The sequence below is a fragment of the Streptomyces sp. MNU89 genome, assembly GCF_020982505.1.
GTDB lineage: Bacteria > Actinomycetota > Actinomycetes > Streptomycetales > Streptomycetaceae > Streptomyces > Streptomyces xinghaiensis.
Genome location: NZ_JAJKLL010000001.1, coordinates 3,758,713 through 3,775,568 on the forward strand (window position 1 = coordinate 3,758,713; position 16,856 = coordinate 3,775,568).

The 16,856-nt window shown below is 73.0% G+C and carries 15 protein-coding genes and 1 pseudogene; 9 read left to right on the forward strand and 7 right to left on the reverse strand.

The window, feature by feature from the left end:
- Nucleotides 1–372: 372 nt before the first annotated feature.
- Nucleotides 373–1,875 (reverse strand): SulP family inorganic anion transporter, encoded by a 1,503-nt coding sequence (locus E4N63_RS16205; protein WP_125623297.1) that lies wholly within the window; start codon nucleotides 1,873–1,875, stop codon nucleotides 373–375.
- Nucleotides 1,876–2,269: 394 nt separating this feature from the next.
- Here E4N63_RS16205 and E4N63_RS16210 point away from each other — a divergent pair, with 394 nt between their 5' ends.
- Nucleotides 2,270–2,671: a MerR family transcriptional regulator gene (locus tag E4N63_RS16210; RefSeq protein ID WP_125623298.1), complete on the forward strand. Its 402-nt coding sequence runs from the start codon at nucleotides 2,270–2,272 to the stop codon at nucleotides 2,669–2,671.
- Between the two features lie 125 nt (nucleotides 2,672–2,796).
- Here the strand turns inward: E4N63_RS16210 and E4N63_RS16215 are convergent, their stop codons facing one another.
- Nucleotides 2,797–4,398 carry a peptide chain release factor 3 gene (locus E4N63_RS16215; RefSeq protein WP_230241024.1) on the reverse strand — a complete coding sequence of 534 codons (1,602 nt, stop codon included), beginning with the start codon at nucleotides 4,396–4,398 and terminating at the stop codon, nucleotides 2,797–2,799.
- Nucleotides 4,395–4,838, reverse strand: a complete 444-nt coding sequence (locus E4N63_RS16220) for a MerR family transcriptional regulator (protein WP_230241025.1) — start codon at nucleotides 4,836–4,838, stop codon at nucleotides 4,395–4,397. Before E4N63_RS16220 ends, E4N63_RS16215 begins: the two co-directional genes overlap by 4 nt.
- Before the next feature lie 415 nt (nucleotides 4,839–5,253).
- Between E4N63_RS16220 and E4N63_RS16225 the strand changes: the two genes are divergently transcribed.
- Both E4N63_RS16225 and E4N63_RS16230 read left to right on the forward strand, forming a co-directional pair.
- Nucleotides 5,254–6,939 carry a ribonuclease J gene (locus E4N63_RS16225; protein ID WP_228429431.1) on the forward strand — a complete coding sequence of 562 codons (1,686 nt, stop codon included), beginning with the start codon at nucleotides 5,254–5,256 and terminating at the stop codon, nucleotides 6,937–6,939.
- A 298-nt stretch (nucleotides 6,940–7,237) separates the two neighbouring features.
- Nucleotides 7,238–7,501: an SHOCT domain-containing protein gene (locus E4N63_RS16230; RefSeq protein ID WP_227958941.1), complete on the forward strand. Its 264-nt coding sequence runs from the start codon at nucleotides 7,238–7,240 to the stop codon at nucleotides 7,499–7,501.
- Between the two features lie 65 nt (nucleotides 7,502–7,566).
- Here the strand turns inward: E4N63_RS16230 and E4N63_RS16235 are convergent, their stop codons facing one another.
- From E4N63_RS16235 to E4N63_RS16245, 3 genes are read right to left on the reverse strand one after another with little or no spacing between them, the layout of a single operon-like run.
- A complete protein-coding gene (locus E4N63_RS16235; RefSeq protein ID WP_230241026.1) occupies nucleotides 7,567–7,794 on the reverse strand; it encodes a DUF2180 family protein in 228 nt (75 codons plus the stop codon).
- Complete coding sequence (gene arsB, locus E4N63_RS16240) at nucleotides 7,791–8,915, reverse strand: ACR3 family arsenite efflux transporter (protein WP_125623302.1); 1,125 nt, start codon at nucleotides 8,913–8,915, stop codon at nucleotides 7,791–7,793. The genes E4N63_RS16235 and arsB overlap by 4 nt, the downstream gene beginning before the upstream one ends.
- The gene (locus tag E4N63_RS16245) at nucleotides 8,912–9,226 is read right to left on the reverse strand and encodes a helix-turn-helix transcriptional regulator (RefSeq protein ID WP_019707340.1); all 315 of its coding nucleotides are present in this window, start codon (nucleotides 9,224–9,226) and stop codon (nucleotides 8,912–8,914) included. Before E4N63_RS16245 ends, arsB begins: the two co-directional genes overlap by 4 nt.
- Before the next feature lie 108 nt (nucleotides 9,227–9,334).
- Between E4N63_RS16245 and E4N63_RS16250 the strand changes: the two genes are divergently transcribed.
- Nucleotides 9,335–9,748, forward strand: coding sequence for an arsenate reductase ArsC (locus E4N63_RS16250; protein ID WP_125623303.1), 414 nt, complete (start codon nucleotides 9,335–9,337; stop codon nucleotides 9,746–9,748).
- Between the two features lie 196 nt (nucleotides 9,749–9,944).
- Here the strand turns inward: E4N63_RS16250 and arsM are convergent, their stop codons facing one another.
- Complete coding sequence (arsM, locus tag E4N63_RS16255; RefSeq protein WP_228429432.1) at nucleotides 9,945–10,757, reverse strand: arsenite methyltransferase; 813 nt, start codon at nucleotides 10,755–10,757, stop codon at nucleotides 9,945–9,947.
- Between the two features lie 232 nt (nucleotides 10,758–10,989).
- On the opposite strand from arsM, the pseudogene E4N63_RS16260 reads away from it, so the two are divergent.
- The 5 genes and pseudogenes from E4N63_RS16260 to E4N63_RS16280 all read left to right on the forward strand — a co-directional run bounded on the left by E4N63_RS16260 (nucleotide 10,990) and on the right by E4N63_RS16280 (nucleotide 16,855).
- A pseudogene (locus E4N63_RS16260) lies at nucleotides 10,990–12,869 on the forward strand (sensor histidine kinase).
- A 139-nt stretch (nucleotides 12,870–13,008) separates the two neighbouring features.
- The gene (locus tag E4N63_RS16265) at nucleotides 13,009–13,671 is read left to right on the forward strand and encodes a response regulator transcription factor (protein WP_043466356.1); all 663 of its coding nucleotides are present in this window, start codon (nucleotides 13,009–13,011) and stop codon (nucleotides 13,669–13,671) included.
- A 423-nt stretch (nucleotides 13,672–14,094) separates the two neighbouring features.
- Nucleotides 14,095–15,495: a DUF2252 domain-containing protein gene (locus tag E4N63_RS16270; RefSeq protein ID WP_230242512.1), complete on the forward strand. Its 1,401-nt coding sequence runs from the start codon at nucleotides 14,095–14,097 to the stop codon at nucleotides 15,493–15,495.
- Between the two features lie 101 nt (nucleotides 15,496–15,596).
- The gene (locus E4N63_RS16275) at nucleotides 15,597–16,430 is read left to right on the forward strand and encodes a hypothetical protein (protein WP_125626231.1); all 834 of its coding nucleotides are present in this window, start codon (nucleotides 15,597–15,599) and stop codon (nucleotides 16,428–16,430) included.
- An 80-nt stretch (nucleotides 16,431–16,510) separates the two neighbouring features.
- Nucleotides 16,511–16,855: a rhodanese-like domain-containing protein gene (locus E4N63_RS16280; RefSeq protein WP_125626232.1), complete on the forward strand. Its 345-nt coding sequence runs from the start codon at nucleotides 16,511–16,513 to the stop codon at nucleotides 16,853–16,855.
- Nucleotide 16,856: the final 1 nt, after the last annotated feature.

The following is a 16,856-nucleotide window of genomic DNA, read 5'->3' on the forward strand; positions in this document are numbered from 1 at the left end:
TGCCGAGGCCGGTGATGAGCGGGTCGATGAAGACGGAGATGCCGGCGGTCTGGCCGGGGGCCGTCATCGCCATGGCGAGCGCCGAGTAGGCGACGATGCGCCAGCCGTGGAAGGGCTTGCCGGTCGTGGTGGGGGGCGTGCGCGGGGGCGTCCGGACGGGCTTGTTCCGCGGGCCGGTTCAGGGGCCGTCCTCGCAGAGCCGTGCCTCCGGCGGCCGGGGAGGGCCGAGAGGGTGTCCGCAGCCCATCGTCCCGTACCCGTGGTGGCCACGGGCCCGGCCGGGGCCGTCAGTCGCGGCCTGTCCCGGTCCGCCGCGGTGGTCAGGAGGGCCCGTTCCGGCCCGCCGGGGCGCGGCGGGCCGGGACGGCGGCGTCAGTGCCCGGCGGTGAGCTGGCCGGCGAGCTTGGTGTGCATCTCGGCGCTGGGCTTGTTCAGGCCGACGATGGTGACCTTCTTGCCGCGCTGGGCGTACTTGGTCTCGATGGCGTCCAGGGCGGCGACGGAGGAGGCGTCCCAGATGTGGGCGTCGGTGAGGTCGATGACGACGTCGTCCGGGTCGTCCTTGTAGTCGAACTGGTAGACGAGGTCGTTGGAGGAGGCGAAGAACAGCTCGCCGGTGACCGCGTAGACCACCTGGTTGCCGTCCGGGTCGACCACGCCGGAGACCTCGGCGAGGTGGGCGACGCGCTTGGCGAAGATCACCATCGCGGTGACGCAGCCGACGATCACGCCGATGGCGAGATTGTGGGTGGCGACGACCACGGCGACGGTCACCACCATCACCCCCGTCTCGCCCAGCGGCATCCGCCGCAGCGTCCCGGGCTGGACGGAGTGCCAGTCGAAGGTGGCGGCCGAGACGAGGATCATCACGGCGACCAGGGCGGCCATCGGGATGTCGGAGACGACGGGCCCGAAGACCACGACCAGGATCAGCAGGAACATGCCGGCCAGGAAGGTGGAGAGCCGGGTGCGGGCCCCGGAGGTCTTCACGTTGATCATCGTCTGGCCGATCATGGCGCAGCCGCCCATGCCGCCGAAGAAGCCGGTGACGACGTTGGCGATGCCCTGGCCGATGGATTCCCGCGTCTTGTTGGAGTGGGTGTCGGTGATGTCGTCGACCAGCTTGGCGGTCATGAGCGACTCCATCAGGCCGACCAGCGCGAAGGCGAGGGAGTACGGGGCGATGACGGTGAGCGTCTCCAGCGTCAGCGGCACCTCGGGCAGACCCGGTACCGGCAGCGAGGAGGGCAGCTCGCCCTTGTCACCGACCGTGGGGACGGCCAGGCCGGCGCCGATGGTGATCAGGGTGAGGATGACGATGGAGACCAGCGGGGCCGGGACGGCCTTCGTCAGCCGCGGGAAGAGCACCATCAGCACGAGGCCCCCGGTGACCAGCGGATAGACGGCCCAGGGCACGTTCCGCAGCTCGGGGACCTGGGCCAGGAAGATCAGGATCGCGAGGGCGTTGACGAAGCCCACCATCACCGAGCGCGGGACGAAACGCATCAGCTTGGCCACGCCCACCGCGCCGAGGGCGATCTGCATGAGGCCGCCGAGGATCACCGCGGCGATCAGGTGCCCCAGGCCGTACTCGTGGTTGAGCGGTGCGATAACCAGCGCGATGGCACCGGTCGCCGCCGAGATCATGGCCTTCCGGCCGCCCACGACGGAGATCACCACGGCCATGGTGAAGGAGGCGAACAGGCCGATGGCGGGGTCGACTCCGGCGATGATCGAGAAGGAGATGGCCTCCGGGATCAGGGCCAGGGCGACCACGAGGCCGGCCAGCACCTCGGTGCGGAACACCTTGGGGGAGGCGAGCCAGTCGGGCCGGGACAGGCGCAGCTTGGGTACTGCGGACAGCGAGAAGGACATGCAACCGTTTCTGTTCGGGCGCAGACGTCCAACCGCTGGATGCCCACGCGTGCTCTCCTCCGCACCCGGTGCGGAATCCCGGCGGCCCGGCCTCGACGGGGGCCCTGCCGGTAGGGGGTGGCGGCCGTCGTGGCCGCCGGTCGGGCATCATTGCCCGGAAGTCTGCGGATGCCGGCGGGGCCCGGTCGGGGCCGCAGTCCGGCGGCGGGGCCCGGGCCGCAGCTGTACAGCGCGGGCGTCCACGTCAAAACCCTACCCTGACGTGAGGGCAGGGTGCGAATCGGAACTGTGAAATGCAGGCAAACAAGCGCTCGGATCATGTGATTCCAGACACGTAGGCTGGATTGATGCGAACGTTCGAAGCGGTGGAACGGCAGAGGGAGCAGGCGCGGCGATGACGGAGCGGCAGATGCAGATCGGCGAGGTGGCCGAGCGGACCGGGTTGTCACTCCGCACGATCCGCCACTACGAGGACGTCGGTCTGGTCAGCCCCTCCGCCCGCAGCAAGGGCGGCTTCCGCCTCTACACCGACGCCGACGTCGAACGCCTCATGGTCGTCCGCCGGATGAAGCCGCTGGACTTCTCCCTGGAGGAGATGCGGGACCTGCTGGAGATCACCGACCGCCTGTCGGGCGCCGGTGATCCGCCGACGGGCGGAGAAAGGGAACGGTTGCGCGAGCGGCTGGACGCGTACCGCAAAGTGGCCGACGCCCGCTGCGAGACCCTGCGGGCCCAGCTGATGGCCGCCGAGGACTTCGCCGCCACGCTGCGTCGGCGGCTTGACGCGGACGGCTGACGGCACGGCGCGCAGGCGCCCGCCTCAGTAGCACCACCAGGTGCCGTCGGCCGCCTTCGGTCCCGGCCTTGCGCAAGGCCGGGCCGAGGGGGCCCGGTTTCCGTTCCGCCGCTGCCGGCGGGGGTCTACTGGTGGGCGGCCAGCAGGGGTTCCAGCCGGGCGTCGGGGAACGCGCGGCGGAAGGAGTTGGCCTGCCAGCGGTCCTGGAAGAGGGCCAGGTGCGCCGTGTCGCGGATCCTGGTCAGCGCCTCGCCGCGGACCAGCCGGGAGCCGTTGAGCGCTTCGGCCCCTTCGGCGTCGGTGGCCCTGGCCACGTGGTACGGGAGCGGCTCCAGCCGTACCGGGGCGAAGAACTCACCCGCCATGCGGGCGGAGACCACGTCGAACTGCATGGGCCCCACGGCCGCCAGGACGGGTGCCTGGTCGCCGCGCAGCTCGGACACCAGGACCTGCACCACGCCCTCCTCGTCCAGCTGTGCGATGCCGCGCCGGAACTGCTTGGAGCGGCTGATGTCGGTGGGGCGGGCGACCGCGAAGTGCTCGGGCGCGAAGGTGGGCATGGCCGGGAACACCGCGGGCGGGCCGGCGTAAAGGGTGTCGCCGACGCGCAGTGCCGCGGCGTTGACCAGGCCGACGACATCGCCCGGGTAGGCGGTGTCGACCATGGAACGGTCCTGGCCGAAGACGCTGTGCGCGTACTTGGTCGCGAACGGCTTGCCGGAGGCGGCGCGGGTGACGGTCGCCCCGCGTTCGAACACCCCGGAGCAGACCCGCAGGAACGCGATCCGGTCCCGGTGCGCGGGGTCCATGTTGGCCTGCACCTTGAAGACCAGTCCCGAGAACGGGGCGTCGACGGGGCGGGTGCCGCCGCCCTCCAGCTCGCGGGGTCCGGGCGGCGGTGCGAAGTCGACGAGGGCGTCGAGCAGCAGCCGTACCCCGATGTTGGAGATCGCGGCGCCGAAGAAGACCGGGGTGGACTTCCCCGCCAGGAAGGACTCGCGGTCGAAGCCCGCCCCCTCCGCCTGCAGCAACTCCAGTTCCTCGACCGCCTGTTCCCAGTCCGTCCCTTCCGCGGAGGCGGCCTCGGCGGCGGAGACCGGTTCCTCCAGGGCCTCCTTGGACCCGCCGGGGGTGCGGGTGTAGCGCAGCATGCGCTCCGGTTCGCGGACGTCCACGAGCCCGCGCAGGTGGCCGGCGATGCCCACGGGCCAGGTGACGGGGGTGGGGCGGAGCCCGAACTCCCGCTCGATCTCGTCCAGCAGTTCCAGGGCCTCGCGGCCGGGCCGGTCCCACTTGTTGACGAAGGTGATGACAGGGATGCGACGGTGCCGGCAGACGTCGAACAGCTTGCGGGTCTGCTCCTCCAGGCCCTTGGCCGCGTCGATGAGCATCACCGCACAGTCCACCGCGGCCAGGACCCGGTAGGTGTCCTCGGAGAAGTCCGCGTGCCCGGGGGTGTCCAGCAGGTTCAGCACGCAGTCACGGTGGGCGAACTGCAGCACCGCGGAGGTCACGGAGATCCCGCGGGCCTTCTCCATCTCCATCCAGTCCGAGGCCACCCCGCGCCGGCCCGCCTTGCCGTGCACCGCCCCGGCCTCGGTGATCGCGTGCGCGTGCAGGGCCAGCGCCTCGGTCAGCGTCGACTTGCCCGCGTCCGGATGGCTGATCACGGCGAAGGTCCGCCGCCGGGCCGCCTCACCCGCCGCCCACTGCGCGGTCGCGTTCACCGGGCCGCCTTCCGGGACGCCGCCGAGGCCTCCAGCAGCCGCGAGAGATGCCCGTGCAGGGAACCGGCGAAGTCCTCGGCCGCCCTCAGCTCACCGCGCAAGTCCTCGCACCGCGCATCGGCCCTCTCCCAGTACTTCCGCAAGGTCGTCACCAGTTCCTCGTGTGCCTGTTCCTCGGTCGCGGGCAGCGGTCCGCCGGTGTCCGGCAACCGCTCCAGTACGTTCAGCAGCGTCCGCACATCCTCCAGGCAGAAGCCGAGCGGACGCATCCGCCGCACCAGCGCCAGCCGGCGCACCTCCGCCTCGGTGTAGAGACGGAAGCCGCCCAGGCTGCGCTCGCTGGGGGCCACCACCCCGACCTCCTCGTAGTGGCGGATGGTGCGCAGGGACAGACCCGTGCGCTCGGACACCTCGCCGATCCGCATCAGCCGATCTCCCACGGCCCACCACCTCGCATCGCCCGCCCGGCATGCTTGCCGGCCACAAATCTACCCTGACGTTAGGGTAGGTTGGTAATCGCTGAAACGAGGGCGGCCCCGCAGGCCGCCGTCGTCGTCGGGCGGCGCCGCTCCTTCCCCCGAGGGGGCGGCGCAGCTCATGGCCGCGTCCCTCCGGCGGCCCGGCCGAACGCCCCACGCCGGCACGGGAGTTGCCGTCCTCGCCGGCGTGGCGACCGCGCTTGCGCGGAGGGGCCGGGACGGAGACCGCCCGGGCCCGCCCGGCATGCCGCGGTGCCGGCCTCCCCGTCCGCCGCGGCGGACGCACACCCCGGCCTTACCCGATCGGGCGGTGCCCGGTCGCCCGAGCGGTGGGGGCGGGGAGCCGCCTGCCGGACTCTCCGGTAGCGTCAGGATAATGAGTCATCCCCATCCCGAATTGAAAGCCGCTCCTCCGCTGCCCGACGGCGGGTTGAGGGTGGTCGCTCTGGGCGGCCTGGGCGAGATCGGCCGCAACATGACGGTCTTCGAGCACGCCGGCAAGCTGCTCGTCGTCGACTGCGGTGTGCTCTTCCCCGAGGAGCACCAGCCCGGGGTGGACGTGATCCTCCCCGACTTCACCTCGATCCGGGACCGGCTGGACGACATCGTGGCCGTGGTGCTCACCCACGGCCACGAGGACCACATCGGCGGTGTGCCGTACCTGCTCCGCGAACGGGCGGACATCCCCGTGGTGGGCTCCAAGCTGACGCTGGCGTTCCTGGAGGCCAAGCTCAAGGAGCACGGCATCCGGCCCCGCACGGTGCGGGTCCGCGAGGGGGACCGCCGGGGCTTCGGCCCGTTCGACTGCGAGTTCGTGGCGGTCAACCACTCGATCCCGGACGGCCTGGCCGTGGCGATCCGCACCGGCGCGGGTCTGGTGCTGCACACCGGCGACTTCAAGATGGACCAGTTCCCGCTGGACGACCGCATCACCGACCTGCGGGCCTTCGCGCGGCTGGGTGAGGAAGGCGTCGACCTGTTCCTCACCGACTCCACCAACGCCGAGGTGCCCGGCTTCACCACCTCCGAGAAGGAGCTGAACCCCGCGATCGAGCAGGTGCTGCGCACCGCGCCGCGGCGGGTCATCGTCTCCAGCTTCGCCAGCCATGTGCACCGCATCCAGCAGGTGCTGGACGCGGCGCACCAGCACGGCCGCAAGGTCGCGTTCGTGGGCCGGTCGATGGTCCGCAACATGGGCATCGCCCGGGACCTGGGCTATCTGAAGGTCCCGCAGGGGCTGGTGGTGCCGGTGAAGGAGCTGGAGAAGCTGCCGCCGAGCAAGATCGCGCTGGTGTGCACCGGTTCGCAGGGCGAGCCGATGGCCGCGCTGTCGCGGATGGCCAACCGCGACCACATGATCCGTATCGGCGAGGGCGACACCGTGCTGCTCGCCAGCTCCCTCATTCCGGGCAACGAGAACGCCATCTACCGGGTGATCAACGGGCTGACCCGGTGGGGCGCCAACGTCGTCCACAAGGGCAACGCGAAGGTGCACGTCTCGGGGCACGCCAGCGCCGGTGAACTGGTCTACTGCTACAACATCGTCAAGCCCCGGAACGTCATGCCCGTGCACGGGGAGTGGCGCCATCTGCGGGCCAACGCCGATCTGGCCGTCCGCACCGGGGTCGACCCCGACCGTGTGGTCATCGCCGAGGACGGCGTGGTCGTCGACCTGGTGGACGGGCGGGCCTCCATCACCGGCAAGGTGCCCGCCGGGAACATCTACGTGGACGGCATGGAGGTCGGCGGAGCCACCGAGGCCTCTCTCAAGGACCGGGTCACGCTCGCCGAGGAGGGCGTCGTCACCGTCGTGGCCATCGTCGACGCCGACACCGGAGCCCTGGCGGAGACCCCCGATTTCCTCGCCCGTGGTTTCGTCCACGACGACACCACGTTCGAGCCGGTCGTCCCCGTCATCGAGAAGACGCTGGCGAAGGCGGCGGAGGAAGGGGTCGGAGAGGCCCACCAGCTCGAACAGCTCATCGCCCGCGCCGTGGCCTCCTGGGCGTTCCGCACGTACCGCCGCAAGCCCCTCATCATTCCCGTCGTCATCGACGCCTGACGAGGGGCCGCCGGCCGGCCCGGCCGGGCTCGTCGGGTCCCGCGGCCGGCCGGTGCCCCCCGGCCGGTCCCCGGGCCGTGCGTCCGGGTTCCGGGGCGGGGCGGGCTTGCGGCCTCGGCCCGGCCTCCCGTTTGGGGGGATTCACCCTTGCGGGGTGGGGGTATTTGGTCCCGGGTCACGGCCCCCACCGGCTCATGCGGGCGGCCGGGAGAAGAGGCAGTCTGGAGGGTGAGGGCGGTGGACGGCCTGGGCGACCGGCCCGTGTTCGCAGCCCGGGATCCGAAGGGCGTGAGAGATCATGATGTTCTGGTACGACCACGATGTCAGCGGCTGGGGCTGGTTCGCGATGTCCGCCGGGATGATCCTTTTCTGGGTGCTGATCATCACCGGTGCGGTGATGCTCTTCCGTGCGCTGGGCAGCCGGTCGGAGCAGCCGCAGCGGTCCGTTCCCCCGTCGCCGGAGCAGGTCCTCGCCGAACGGTTCGCACGGGGCGAGATCGACGACGAGGAGTACCGGCGGCGTCTGGACACGCTCCACTCCGCCGGGCCGCCCCGGAGCTGAACGGCCAGCGGCCCGCGGCGGGCCTGTGCGCCCGCCGCGGGCCGCCGTGATGCCGACGCTCGCGGCTACGCGGCCGTGGCGACCGCCACCGAGGTCTCGGCGCCGGCCGTCGCGCAGTCCGGGCAGAGGAGCCGGCGCTCGGTGCCGTACAGCGCCGGGCCGGTGACCGGGCCGCGGCGGACGTGCTGGAGTCCGGTCCGGGTGTGCTCCCGGCAGACTCCGGTGCCGCAGGTGTGGCAGAGGCCGGTGGCCGGGGCGGTGTCCCCGTGCAGGGTGCAGGTGAGGCAGTTCATGACAGCTTTCCCTCCGGGCCGGCGGCCGGGAGGGGGGAAGCGAACCGGTTGCGCCAGGCCAGTGACACGTAGACGAGCCCGATGAGGACGGGGACCTCGATCAGGGGGCCGACGACGCCGGAGAGCGCCTGGCCGGAGGTGACGCCGAAGGTCGCGATGGCGACAGCGATGGCGAGTTCGAAGTTGTTCCCGGCGGCCGTGAAGGCCAGGGTCGCGGAGCGGGCGTAGGGCAGGCCGATGGCCTTGCCGAGGGCGAAGCTGCCGAACCACATCACCGCGAAGTAGACGAGCAGGGGGAGGGCGATGCGGGCGACGTCCAGCGGCTGGGAGGTGATCGTCTTCCCCTGCAGGGCGAAGAGGACCACGATGGTGAAGAGCAGGCCGTAGAGGGCCCAGGGGCCGATCTTCGGGAGCACCTTCGCCTCGTAGGACTCGCGGCCCATCCGCTGTTCGCCGATGCGGCGGGTGAGGAAGCCGGCGATGAGCGGGATGCCCAGGAAGATGACGACGTTGAGGGCGATCTCCCACATGGAGATGTCGAGGCGGCTGCCGTCGCCGAGGCCGAGCCAGCCGGGAAGCAGGTCGAGGTAGAACCAGCCGAGCAGGCCGAAGGCCAGGACCTGGAAGACCGAGTTGAGGGCGACGAGGACGGCGCCGGCCTCGCGGTCGCCGCAGGCCAGGTCGTTCCAGATGATGACCATGGCGATGCAGCGGGCCAGGCCGACGATGATCAGCCCGGTGCGGTACTCGGGCAGGTCGGGCAGGAAGATCCAGGCGAGGGCGAACATCACGGCCGGGCCGACGACCCAGTTGATCACCAGTGAGGAGATCATCAGCCGCTTGTCGCCGGTGACGGCGTCCAGCTTGTCGTAGCGGACCTTGGCCAGGACCGGGTACATCATGACCAGGAGGCCGAGCGCGATCGGCAGCGAGATGCCGCCGATCTCCACCGCGGCCAGGGCGTCGTTCATTCCGGGGACCAGCCGGCCCAGTCCGAGCCCCACGGCCATGGCGATCAGGATCCACACCGCGAGGAAGCGGTCGAGGGTGGAGAGCTTCGCGACGACGGAGGAGCCGGGGTCCTCCGCGGTCGTCGCGGGAGGCGGGTCGGTGCGGGTCACGGGCAGGACCTCTTCGTGTCGGTGGCCTGGGTGGCGCGGGCGGAGCGGGCCAGCTCGGCGAACGAGCCGGCCAGGGCTTCGATGACGTCGGGCCGCAGCTTGTAGTACGTGTAGCGGCCGCAGGGCTCGGTCTCGACGACCCCGGCCTCGCGGAGCACGCGGAGGTGGTTGGAGAGGTTCGTCTGGCGGGCGCCGGTCTCCTGGACCAGATGCGTGGTGCACAGCGTCTCGCTCGCGAGCAGCGTCACGATTCTCAGCCTGAGCGGGTCCGCGAGTACCCGGATCAGTTCAGTGTCGACTGACGTCATCATGGGCTGATACTCTCACATCAGCGGCGGATGATGCCAGTTGCCTCGGGCCCTCTTCGCCGCGCCTGTGTGCTCCCGCACGGTCCGCCCCTACGCAAGAGAGAACCCGTGATGACCGAGAAGCCCTCCGTGCTCTTCGTCTGCGTCCACAACGCCGGCCGCTCCCAGATGGCCGCGGCCTGGCTGACCCACCTCGCGGGCGACCGCGTCGAGGTCCGCTCCGCCGGTTCGGCCCCCGCCGGCCAGGTCAACCCCGCCGCCGTCGAAGCCATGCGCGAGGTGGGCGTCGACATGTCCGCGGAGGTGCCCAAGGTGCTGACCGTGGACGCCGTGCGGGCCTCCGATGTCGTGATCACCATGGGCTGCGGCGACACCTGCCCCGTCTTCCCCGGCAAGCGCTACCTGGACTGGAAGCTGGACGACCCGGCCGGGCAGGGCGTCGACGCCGTACGGCCCATCCGCGACGAGATCAGGACCCGGATCGAGGGCCTGATCGCCGAGATCGCCCCGGAACCGGCGGCCTGAGCGCCCTCGGCGGCCCGAGCGGACCGCACGCCGCGGCCCGCCGAACCCCCCGGCATCGGCATCCCTTCGGGCCGGCACCCGTGCGGGTGCCGGCCCGAGGCGGGTCCGTGGGTCCGTGGAGCCGGTCGGGCCCCGGGGGCCGGGTCCGCCCGTCCGTGCGCCGTCGCGGCGCGGCGGGTGCCGTGGGCGGCCGGTGTCAGCCGCAGCAGGAGCCGCCGGCGGTGGTCTCCGGAGTGCTCCGGACGCTCGGGACCGCGGGAGCGTCCGCGGGCTTGACCGCCCGGACGATGGCGGACTGCATGCCCTCGGCGACCTCGTGCGCCGGCGTGATCCCGATCTCGCCGAACCCGGCCGCCTCCAGGCCCGCGCGGTACTCGGCGTAGGACAGCGCCCCGGCGATGCAGCCCACGTAGTTGCCGCGCTCCGCGCGCTGTGCGGGGGTGAGGTGGTCCTCGGCCACCACGTCCGAGATGCCGATGCGGCCACCGGGCCTCAGGACGCGGAACATCTCGGCGAAGACGGCGGCCTTGTCCACGGACAGGTTGATCACGCAGTTGGAGATCACGACGTCGATGGTGCCGGCGGGCAGCGGGACGGACTCGATGGTGCCCTTGAGGAACTCGGCGTTGCGGGCACCGGCCTTCTCCGCGTTGGCCAGCGCGAGGGCCAGCATCTCCTCGGTCATGTCCAGGCCGTAGGCCTTGCCCTCCGGTCCGACCCGGCGGGCGGAGAGCAGGACGTCGATGCCGCCGCCGGAGCCGAGGTCGAGCACCCGTTCGCCCGCGCGCAGTTCGGCGACCGCGAGCGGGTTGCCGCAGCCGAGGGAGGCCGCCACGGCGTCCTCGGGGAGTGCCGAGAGGTCCTCGTCGCCGTAGGGGCGGGCGCCGAAGCTCTCGTCGGTCTCCGGGGACCCGGATCCGCAGCGCGCCGTCCCGCCCCGGGTCACCTGGAGTGCGGCGGCGGCGTATCCGGCGCGGACGGTCTCGCGCAGTTCGGACTGGTCGTTCATGAGGGCACTCCCCTGGAATCGATCCTGCATTGACGGTTGTGGAATCAAGAGTGGTGCTTGAATCGAAGAACGTCAACATAGAAGTGCATCGAATCAGAATCCGCCGCCCGCCCGGCTTGTCCCCGCGGTGCCCGCCGGGCCGGCCCGCGGTGCCCCCGAGGACGACTTTCGTTGCGCGCGACCGCGACGAAAGACGGTGCCGCCGGGACACCGGGCTGCCTAGCGTGGGCCCGTGGATGTACGGGAGAGGGTGCGGGACGTCCGGGGGCGGCTGTTCGCACGGGCCGACTGGCCGGGGCGGCGCATCGCGGGGGAACTGGTGCTGGCCGCGCTGCTGGCGCTGTCCGGGGCCGGATTGGAGGCGCTGGGGGACGGCGGTGGGCTCCGCGTGGCCGCCACCGCACTGGCGGTGGCGGTGCTGTCGCTGCTGCGGCGGGCCCTGCCGGCGACGGTGCTGGTGGTCACCGGGGCCGGGTCCGGGATGCTGGACGGGTTCGCGCTGCTGCTGATGGCCGCGGGCTGGTCCGGGGGCGGCGGATTGCCGGGGCGGGCCGGGCCCTGGGGGCGTTCGCCGCGGCGTTCGTCCTCAACACGGGTCTGGGGGCGCTGAGGGAGTACCCGGGGTTCGGGGCGGAGCTGCCGGCCCTGCTCGTCTTCTCCGCCGCCTTCTTCCTGGCGACGACGGTGGTGCCCGGTCTCGCCAGCCGCCACTGGTCGCAGCGCCGCACCCTGCTGCACACTCTGCGCGAGCACAACGCCCACCTGCTGCGCGAGCGCGCCATGGTCGTACGGCAGGCGCGGCTGCGGGAGCGGCAGCGCATTGCTCAGGACATGCACGACAGCCTCGGCCACCAGCTCGCGCTGATCGCCGTCCACACCGGGGCGCTGGAGGTGGACCGCGAACTGACGGGGCGGCAGCGCGAGGCGGTGGGCGTGCTGCGCGAGGCGTCGGTGGCGGCGATGCACGAACTGCGGGAGGCCGTGGGCATTCTGCGGGACGGCACGGAGGGCCCGGAACCGGCCGGGGAAGCGCGGCCGGCGGCCCGGGGCGTGGCGGGCGTCGAGGGGCTCGTCGAGGCGTCGCGGAGCGCCGGGACACCGGTCGAACTGGTGCGCTCCGGTGAGCCGCGGGACCTGCCGCCGGCCGCCGGGCACGCGGCGTACCGGATCGCGCAGGAGGGGCTGACGAACGCGCACAAGCACGCGCCGGGCGCGCCGATCACCGTGCAACTGCGGTATGAGCCGGACTCGCTCGTGGTCGAGGTCGCCAATGGCCCGGCCGCGGTACCGGCGGCCCGGTCCGTCTCCGTTCCCGCGGCCGTCGGCGCCGCGGTGGGCGGGCGCGGCGGCCGCGGTGACGGTGCGGCGGCCGGCGCGGCCGTCCGGGCGGCGGTCCCGGTCGGCAGTGAGGTGAGCGGCGGGCAGGGGCTCCCGGGGCTGCGCGAACGGGCCCGGCTGGTCGGCGGCATGGTGCACGCCGGCCCGGTGGACGGCGGCGGCTTCCGGCTGGCGGGCGTGCTGCCGTACGGGCCGGAGCAGGGAGCGGCGCGGAAACACCCCGGGAGCGCCGGGGAGGGCCGCTCCGGTGCGGCGGGCGTGTACGGCACCGAGGGCGCTGCGGAGCTCCACGGGCCGGGCGGGGCGGCCGGGTTGGGCATCCTCCCCGTACCGGGCGCCGTGAGCGGGGATCCCCCGGACCCCTGGGCGTACCGGCCGCAGGGCGGGTCCGGCGCGGTCCGCGGCAGCAGGTCCGGGGGCGTGGCCACCGGCTGCGGGATCGCCGTTCTGGTGCTGCTGGTGGTGGTGGCGCTCCTCGGCTGGGGGTCCGTCACGTTGTTCCGGTCGATGGAGGCGTCGATGATCACGCCCAAGGCCTATCAGTCGGTGCGGGTCGGGGATTCCGAGGCCGAGGTGCGGAAGAAGCTGCCGGAGGGGCGTTCGTGGATGACGGACGGACTGGAGGAGCAGGGGCCACCCCGGCCGGAGGGCTCCCGCTGCCTGGCGCTGCTGTCCACCGAGACCTCGGCGGACTGGCATGTCGATCCGGCGTTCCGCTTCTGCTTCCGGGACGGAAAACTGGTGCAGAAGCGGTCCTACGACGCCCGGTTGTAGCCGGTCCGTCCGCGCGGGCCGCTCCGCCCGGTCTCCCGTGGTCCGCTCCGCCCGGCTCGGGGGAAGCGTTCCCCGCACGTCACCGGGTGCGGAGCCCCGGGGGCTCCGCCGGAGGAAACGGCCGTCGGACAGGAGAGCTGTGATCAAGGTCCTCGTCGTGGACGACGAGCCGCTCATCAGGGCGGGCATCAGAATGATCCTCACCTCGGACCAGGACATCGACGTCGTGGCGGAGGCGGGCAACGGCCGGGAAGCGGTCGAACTGGCCCGCGCGCACGGCGTCGACGTCGTGCTGCTGGACCTCCAGATGCCGGTGATGGACGGGCTGTCGGCCCTCCCGGAGCTGCGGCGGGCCGCCCCGGACGCGCGGGTGCTCGTACTCACCACCTTCGGCGAGCGGGAGAACGTCCTGCGGACGCTGGGGACGGGCGGGGCCGGGTTCCTGCTGAAGGACTCGGCTCCCGGGGAGCTGATCCGGGCGGTACGCGCGGCGGCCGCGGGGGACGCCTATCTGTCGCCGGCGGCGACGCGGCATGTCGTCGACTCGCTGGCGTCGGGGGGAGCGGGCCGCGCGTCGGCACGGGCGGAGGAGGCGCGCCGCCGCCTGGAGACGCTGACCGCGCGGGAGCGCGAGGTGCTGGCCCTGCTGGGCGAGGGGCTCTCGAACGCGGACGCGGGCGCGCGGATTCACATGAGCGAGGCGACGGTGAAGACCTACGTCAGCCGCATCCTGGCGAAGCTGGACTGCGAGAACCGGGTCCAGGCGGCGCTGCTCGCACGGGACGCGGGGCTGGGGGCGTAGAGCGCGGGGCGGGGCCGGGGAGGAAGGGGTGGGGACGCGGGCGGCGCCGGGAGCGGCCGGGACGGCGGTGCAGCCGGGGCCGCGCATCCGGGGATGAAGGACCTTGCGCAGGTCGGACCGGGGCCGGGAGCCCTGTGGAGGAGTTGTCCACAGGGGAGTGCCCGGTGCCGGTGGCCGGGGTACGGTCGTGGGCAGTCGAGGGCGGGCCGCCGTATCGGACGGCGGCGCGGCGGCGGGGAGGCGACAGGACATGGCGGAGACGGGTGCCGGCGGACCGGTGGAGACGCGGGCGGCGGGGGCCGGGCCGGGCGGGGCCGGGGCGTCCCGTCCGGCGGCCGGACCGGGACGAGGCGTTGCCGGGCCGGGACGGGCCGTTGCCGGGCCGGGGCCCGGCGGCGCGGGCGGGCGCGACCGCACCACCGGATCCCGGCGGTGCCGGGCTTCGCCCCCCGGCCGGCGGATTCCGCGGTCTCCCCCAAGCGGCTGGGCAAGGAGCTGCGGCAGCGGGTACCACGGTCCGCGCACGGCGGGCTGAGCACGGCACCGGACCGGCCGGGCGCGGTCCGCGCGGTCGAGGAGTCCAACACCGGCCGGCTGCCGGAGCTGACCCCGATCCGGGTCGGCCGGATGGCCGCGAGTCCCTTCGCCTTTCTGCGCGGCTCCGCCGGGCTGATGGCGTACGACCTGGTGGGCACGGCGGTCAGCGGGATCGGCGCCCAGCTCTGCGGGGACGCGCACGCGGCCAACTTCGGGCTGTACGGCGACGCCCGGGGCGGACTGGTCATCGACATCAACGACTTCGACGAGACGGCCTACGGCCCCTGGGAGTGGGATCTCAAGCGGCTCGCCGCCTCGCTGGTGCTGGCGGGCCGGCAGAGCGGCGCCGCCGAGGACAGCTGCCGCGCCGCCGCCTACGACGCCGCCGGCGCCTACCGGCGGACCATGCGGCTGCTGGCGAAGCTCCCGGTGCTGGACGCCTGGAACGCCATCGCCGACGAGGAGCTCGTCTCGCACACCGACGCCCATGATCTGCTGGGCACGCTGGGGCGCGTCGCGGAGAAGGCGCGGCGCAACACGAGCGCGCGGTTCGCCGCCAAGTCCACGGAGCGGCTGCCCGACGGCTCCCGGCGCTTCACGGACGCGCCACCGGTGCTGCGCCGGGTGGAGGACGAGGAGGCCGCCGCCGTGGCGGGCTCGCTGGGCGAGTACCTGGGGACGCTCCCGGAGGACCGGCTGCCGCTGCTCGCGCGGTTCTCGGTGCAGGACGTGGCGTTCCGGGTGGTGGGCACCGGCAGCGTGGGCCTGCGGTCCTATGTGGTGCTGCTGCTGGACCACCGCGGGGCGCCCCTCGTGCTCCAGGTGAAGGAGGCGCGGCCGTCGGTGCTCCTGCCGTATCTGGAGAAGACCCCGCTGGACCCGCGGCTGGGCCGCCCGGCTCCGGAGACCGGCCACGAGGGCCGGCGGATCGTGCTGGGACAGAAGCGGATGCAGGTGGTGAGCGATGTCCTGCTCGGCTGGTCCACCGTGCGGGACCGGCCGTTCCAGGTACGGCAGTTCCGCAACCGGAAGGGCAGCGTGGACCCGGCGGCGCTGACGGCGGCCGAGCTCGACGACTACGGCCGGATGACCGGCGCGCTGCTGGCGCGGGCGCACGCGCACAGTGCCGACCCCCGGCTGATAGCGGGCTACTGCGGTCGCAGTGAGGAACTGGACGAGGCGGTGGCGGCGTTCGCGGTGGCGTACGCGGACCGGACGGAGGCGGACCACACGGACCTCGTGGCGGCGGTCCGGAGCGGCCGGATCGCGGCGGAGACGGGGGTCTGAAGGGGGTCGGGCGGGCCGGGCGGCACGCCGGGCGGGGACGGCCGCGGAATGCGGGCGGCCGCGGGTCTGACGCGCGCCGGCGTAGCTCGTAGGCTGTACCGGTGACGAATCCGGAAGCCGAGCAGACCGAGCCCACGCCCGAGCAGCGCGAGGCCGAGCGGGCGGCCACCCAGCGTCTGGAGCGGGCGGTGCTCGCGGCGGAGCAGGCACTGATCGAGTTCGAGATCGCCGTGGAGACCTTCCGCATCGAGGTGGAGAACTTCTCCCGGCTGCACCACCAGCGGCTCGGTCCGATGTACTCCCGGCTGGACGAGCTGGACGCGCTGATCGCGGAGGCGGTCGCGGCGCGCACGGGCAAGCCGGAGGACGTGCGCCGGGCGGAGGAGCTGCGCGGCCTGGTGCAGCCGATGCCCGGGGTGGAGGAGCTGTTCCACGGCTGGATCGACTCGGAGGGCATCCCGCCGGAGGCCGCGGCCATGCTCAACGAGAAGCCGGTGCGTCCGCCCTCCCGGGTGCGGCCGAGCGAGGAGGCCCGGCGGATCTACCGCGAGCTGGTGCGCAGGGCCCACCCGGACCTCGCCCGGGACGACGCCGAACGGCGGCGCCGGGACGACTTCATCGTCCGGGTCAACGCCGCGTACTCCATCGGGGACGAGGACGCGCTGCGGAAGCTCACCGCGGAGTGGGAGTCCGGCCCGCCGCCCGCGGAGCGCACGCTGGACCGGAGCGAGGAGCTGTACGCGCGGCTGGAATGGCTCGCCCAGCGGAAGGAGATGCTGTCCGGCCTCGCCGCGGAGCTGGAGTCGAGCGCCATCGGGCAGATGCTGAAGATGGCCCCCGACGATCCGGACAAGCTGCTGGAGGAGATCGCCGAGCAGTTGCTGGCACAGGTCTCCGAGCGCGAGGCCGCGCTGGCGAAGCTGGCCGCCGAGTAGCGCGCCGGACGGTTCGGGGTGCTGGTGCTCGATAACGGCCCGGTGTTTCACCGGTCCGAGGGTTCGACGAAAGGCTGATCATGCACTTCGCCCAGGTGCCCGCGGTGGACGCCGCGGCCGTACCGCAGGACGGTTTCCTGCTGGACGTCCGTGAGGACGACGAGTGGGCCGCCGGGCACGCTGAGGGCGCGCTGCACATTCCGATGGGCCTGATCCCCGCGCGCATCGGGGAGGTGACCGAGGCGGCGGCGGAGACGGACCGGGTGTACGTGGTGTGCCGGGTCGGCGGCCGGTCGGCCCGGGTGACGCAGTACCTCCTAGCCCAGGGTGTGGACGCGGTGAACGTGGACGGCGGCATGCTGGAGTGGGAGGCGGCCGGACGGCCCCTGACCGGGGACGGTGACGGGCAGCCCCGCGTGATCTGAG

What these genes read in the sequence shown, in the direction of transcription:
- E4N63_RS16210 (WP_125623298.1), top strand. Translation starts at nt 2,270, where the DNA reads ATGACGGAGCGGCAGATGCAGATCGGCGAGGTGGCCGAGCGGACCGGG.
- E4N63_RS16280 (WP_125626232.1), top strand. Translation starts at nt 16,511, where the DNA reads ATGCACTTCGCCCAGGTGCCCGCGGTGGACGCCGCGGCCGTACCGCAG.
- E4N63_RS16205 (WP_125623297.1), bottom strand. Translation starts at nt 1,875, where the DNA reads ATGTCCTTCTCGCTGTCCGCAGTACCCAAGCTGCGCCTGTCCCGGCCC.
- E4N63_RS16225 (WP_228429431.1), top strand. Translation starts at nt 5,254, where the DNA reads ATGAGTCATCCCCATCCCGAATTGAAAGCCGCTCCTCCGCTGCCCGAC.
- arsM (WP_228429432.1), bottom strand. Translation starts at nt 10,757, where the DNA reads ATGAACGACCAGTCCGAACTGCGCGAGACCGTCCGCGCCGGATACGCC.
- E4N63_RS16235 (WP_230241026.1), bottom strand. Translation starts at nt 7,794, where the DNA reads ATGAACTGCCTCACCTGCACCCTGCACGGGGACACCGCCCCGGCCACC.
- E4N63_RS16230 (WP_227958941.1), top strand. Translation starts at nt 7,238, where the DNA reads ATGATGTTCTGGTACGACCACGATGTCAGCGGCTGGGGCTGGTTCGCG.
- E4N63_RS16245 (WP_019707340.1), bottom strand. Translation starts at nt 9,226, where the DNA reads ATGATGACGTCAGTCGACACTGAACTGATCCGGGTACTCGCGGACCCG.
- E4N63_RS16250 (WP_125623303.1), top strand. Translation starts at nt 9,335, where the DNA reads ATGACCGAGAAGCCCTCCGTGCTCTTCGTCTGCGTCCACAACGCCGGC.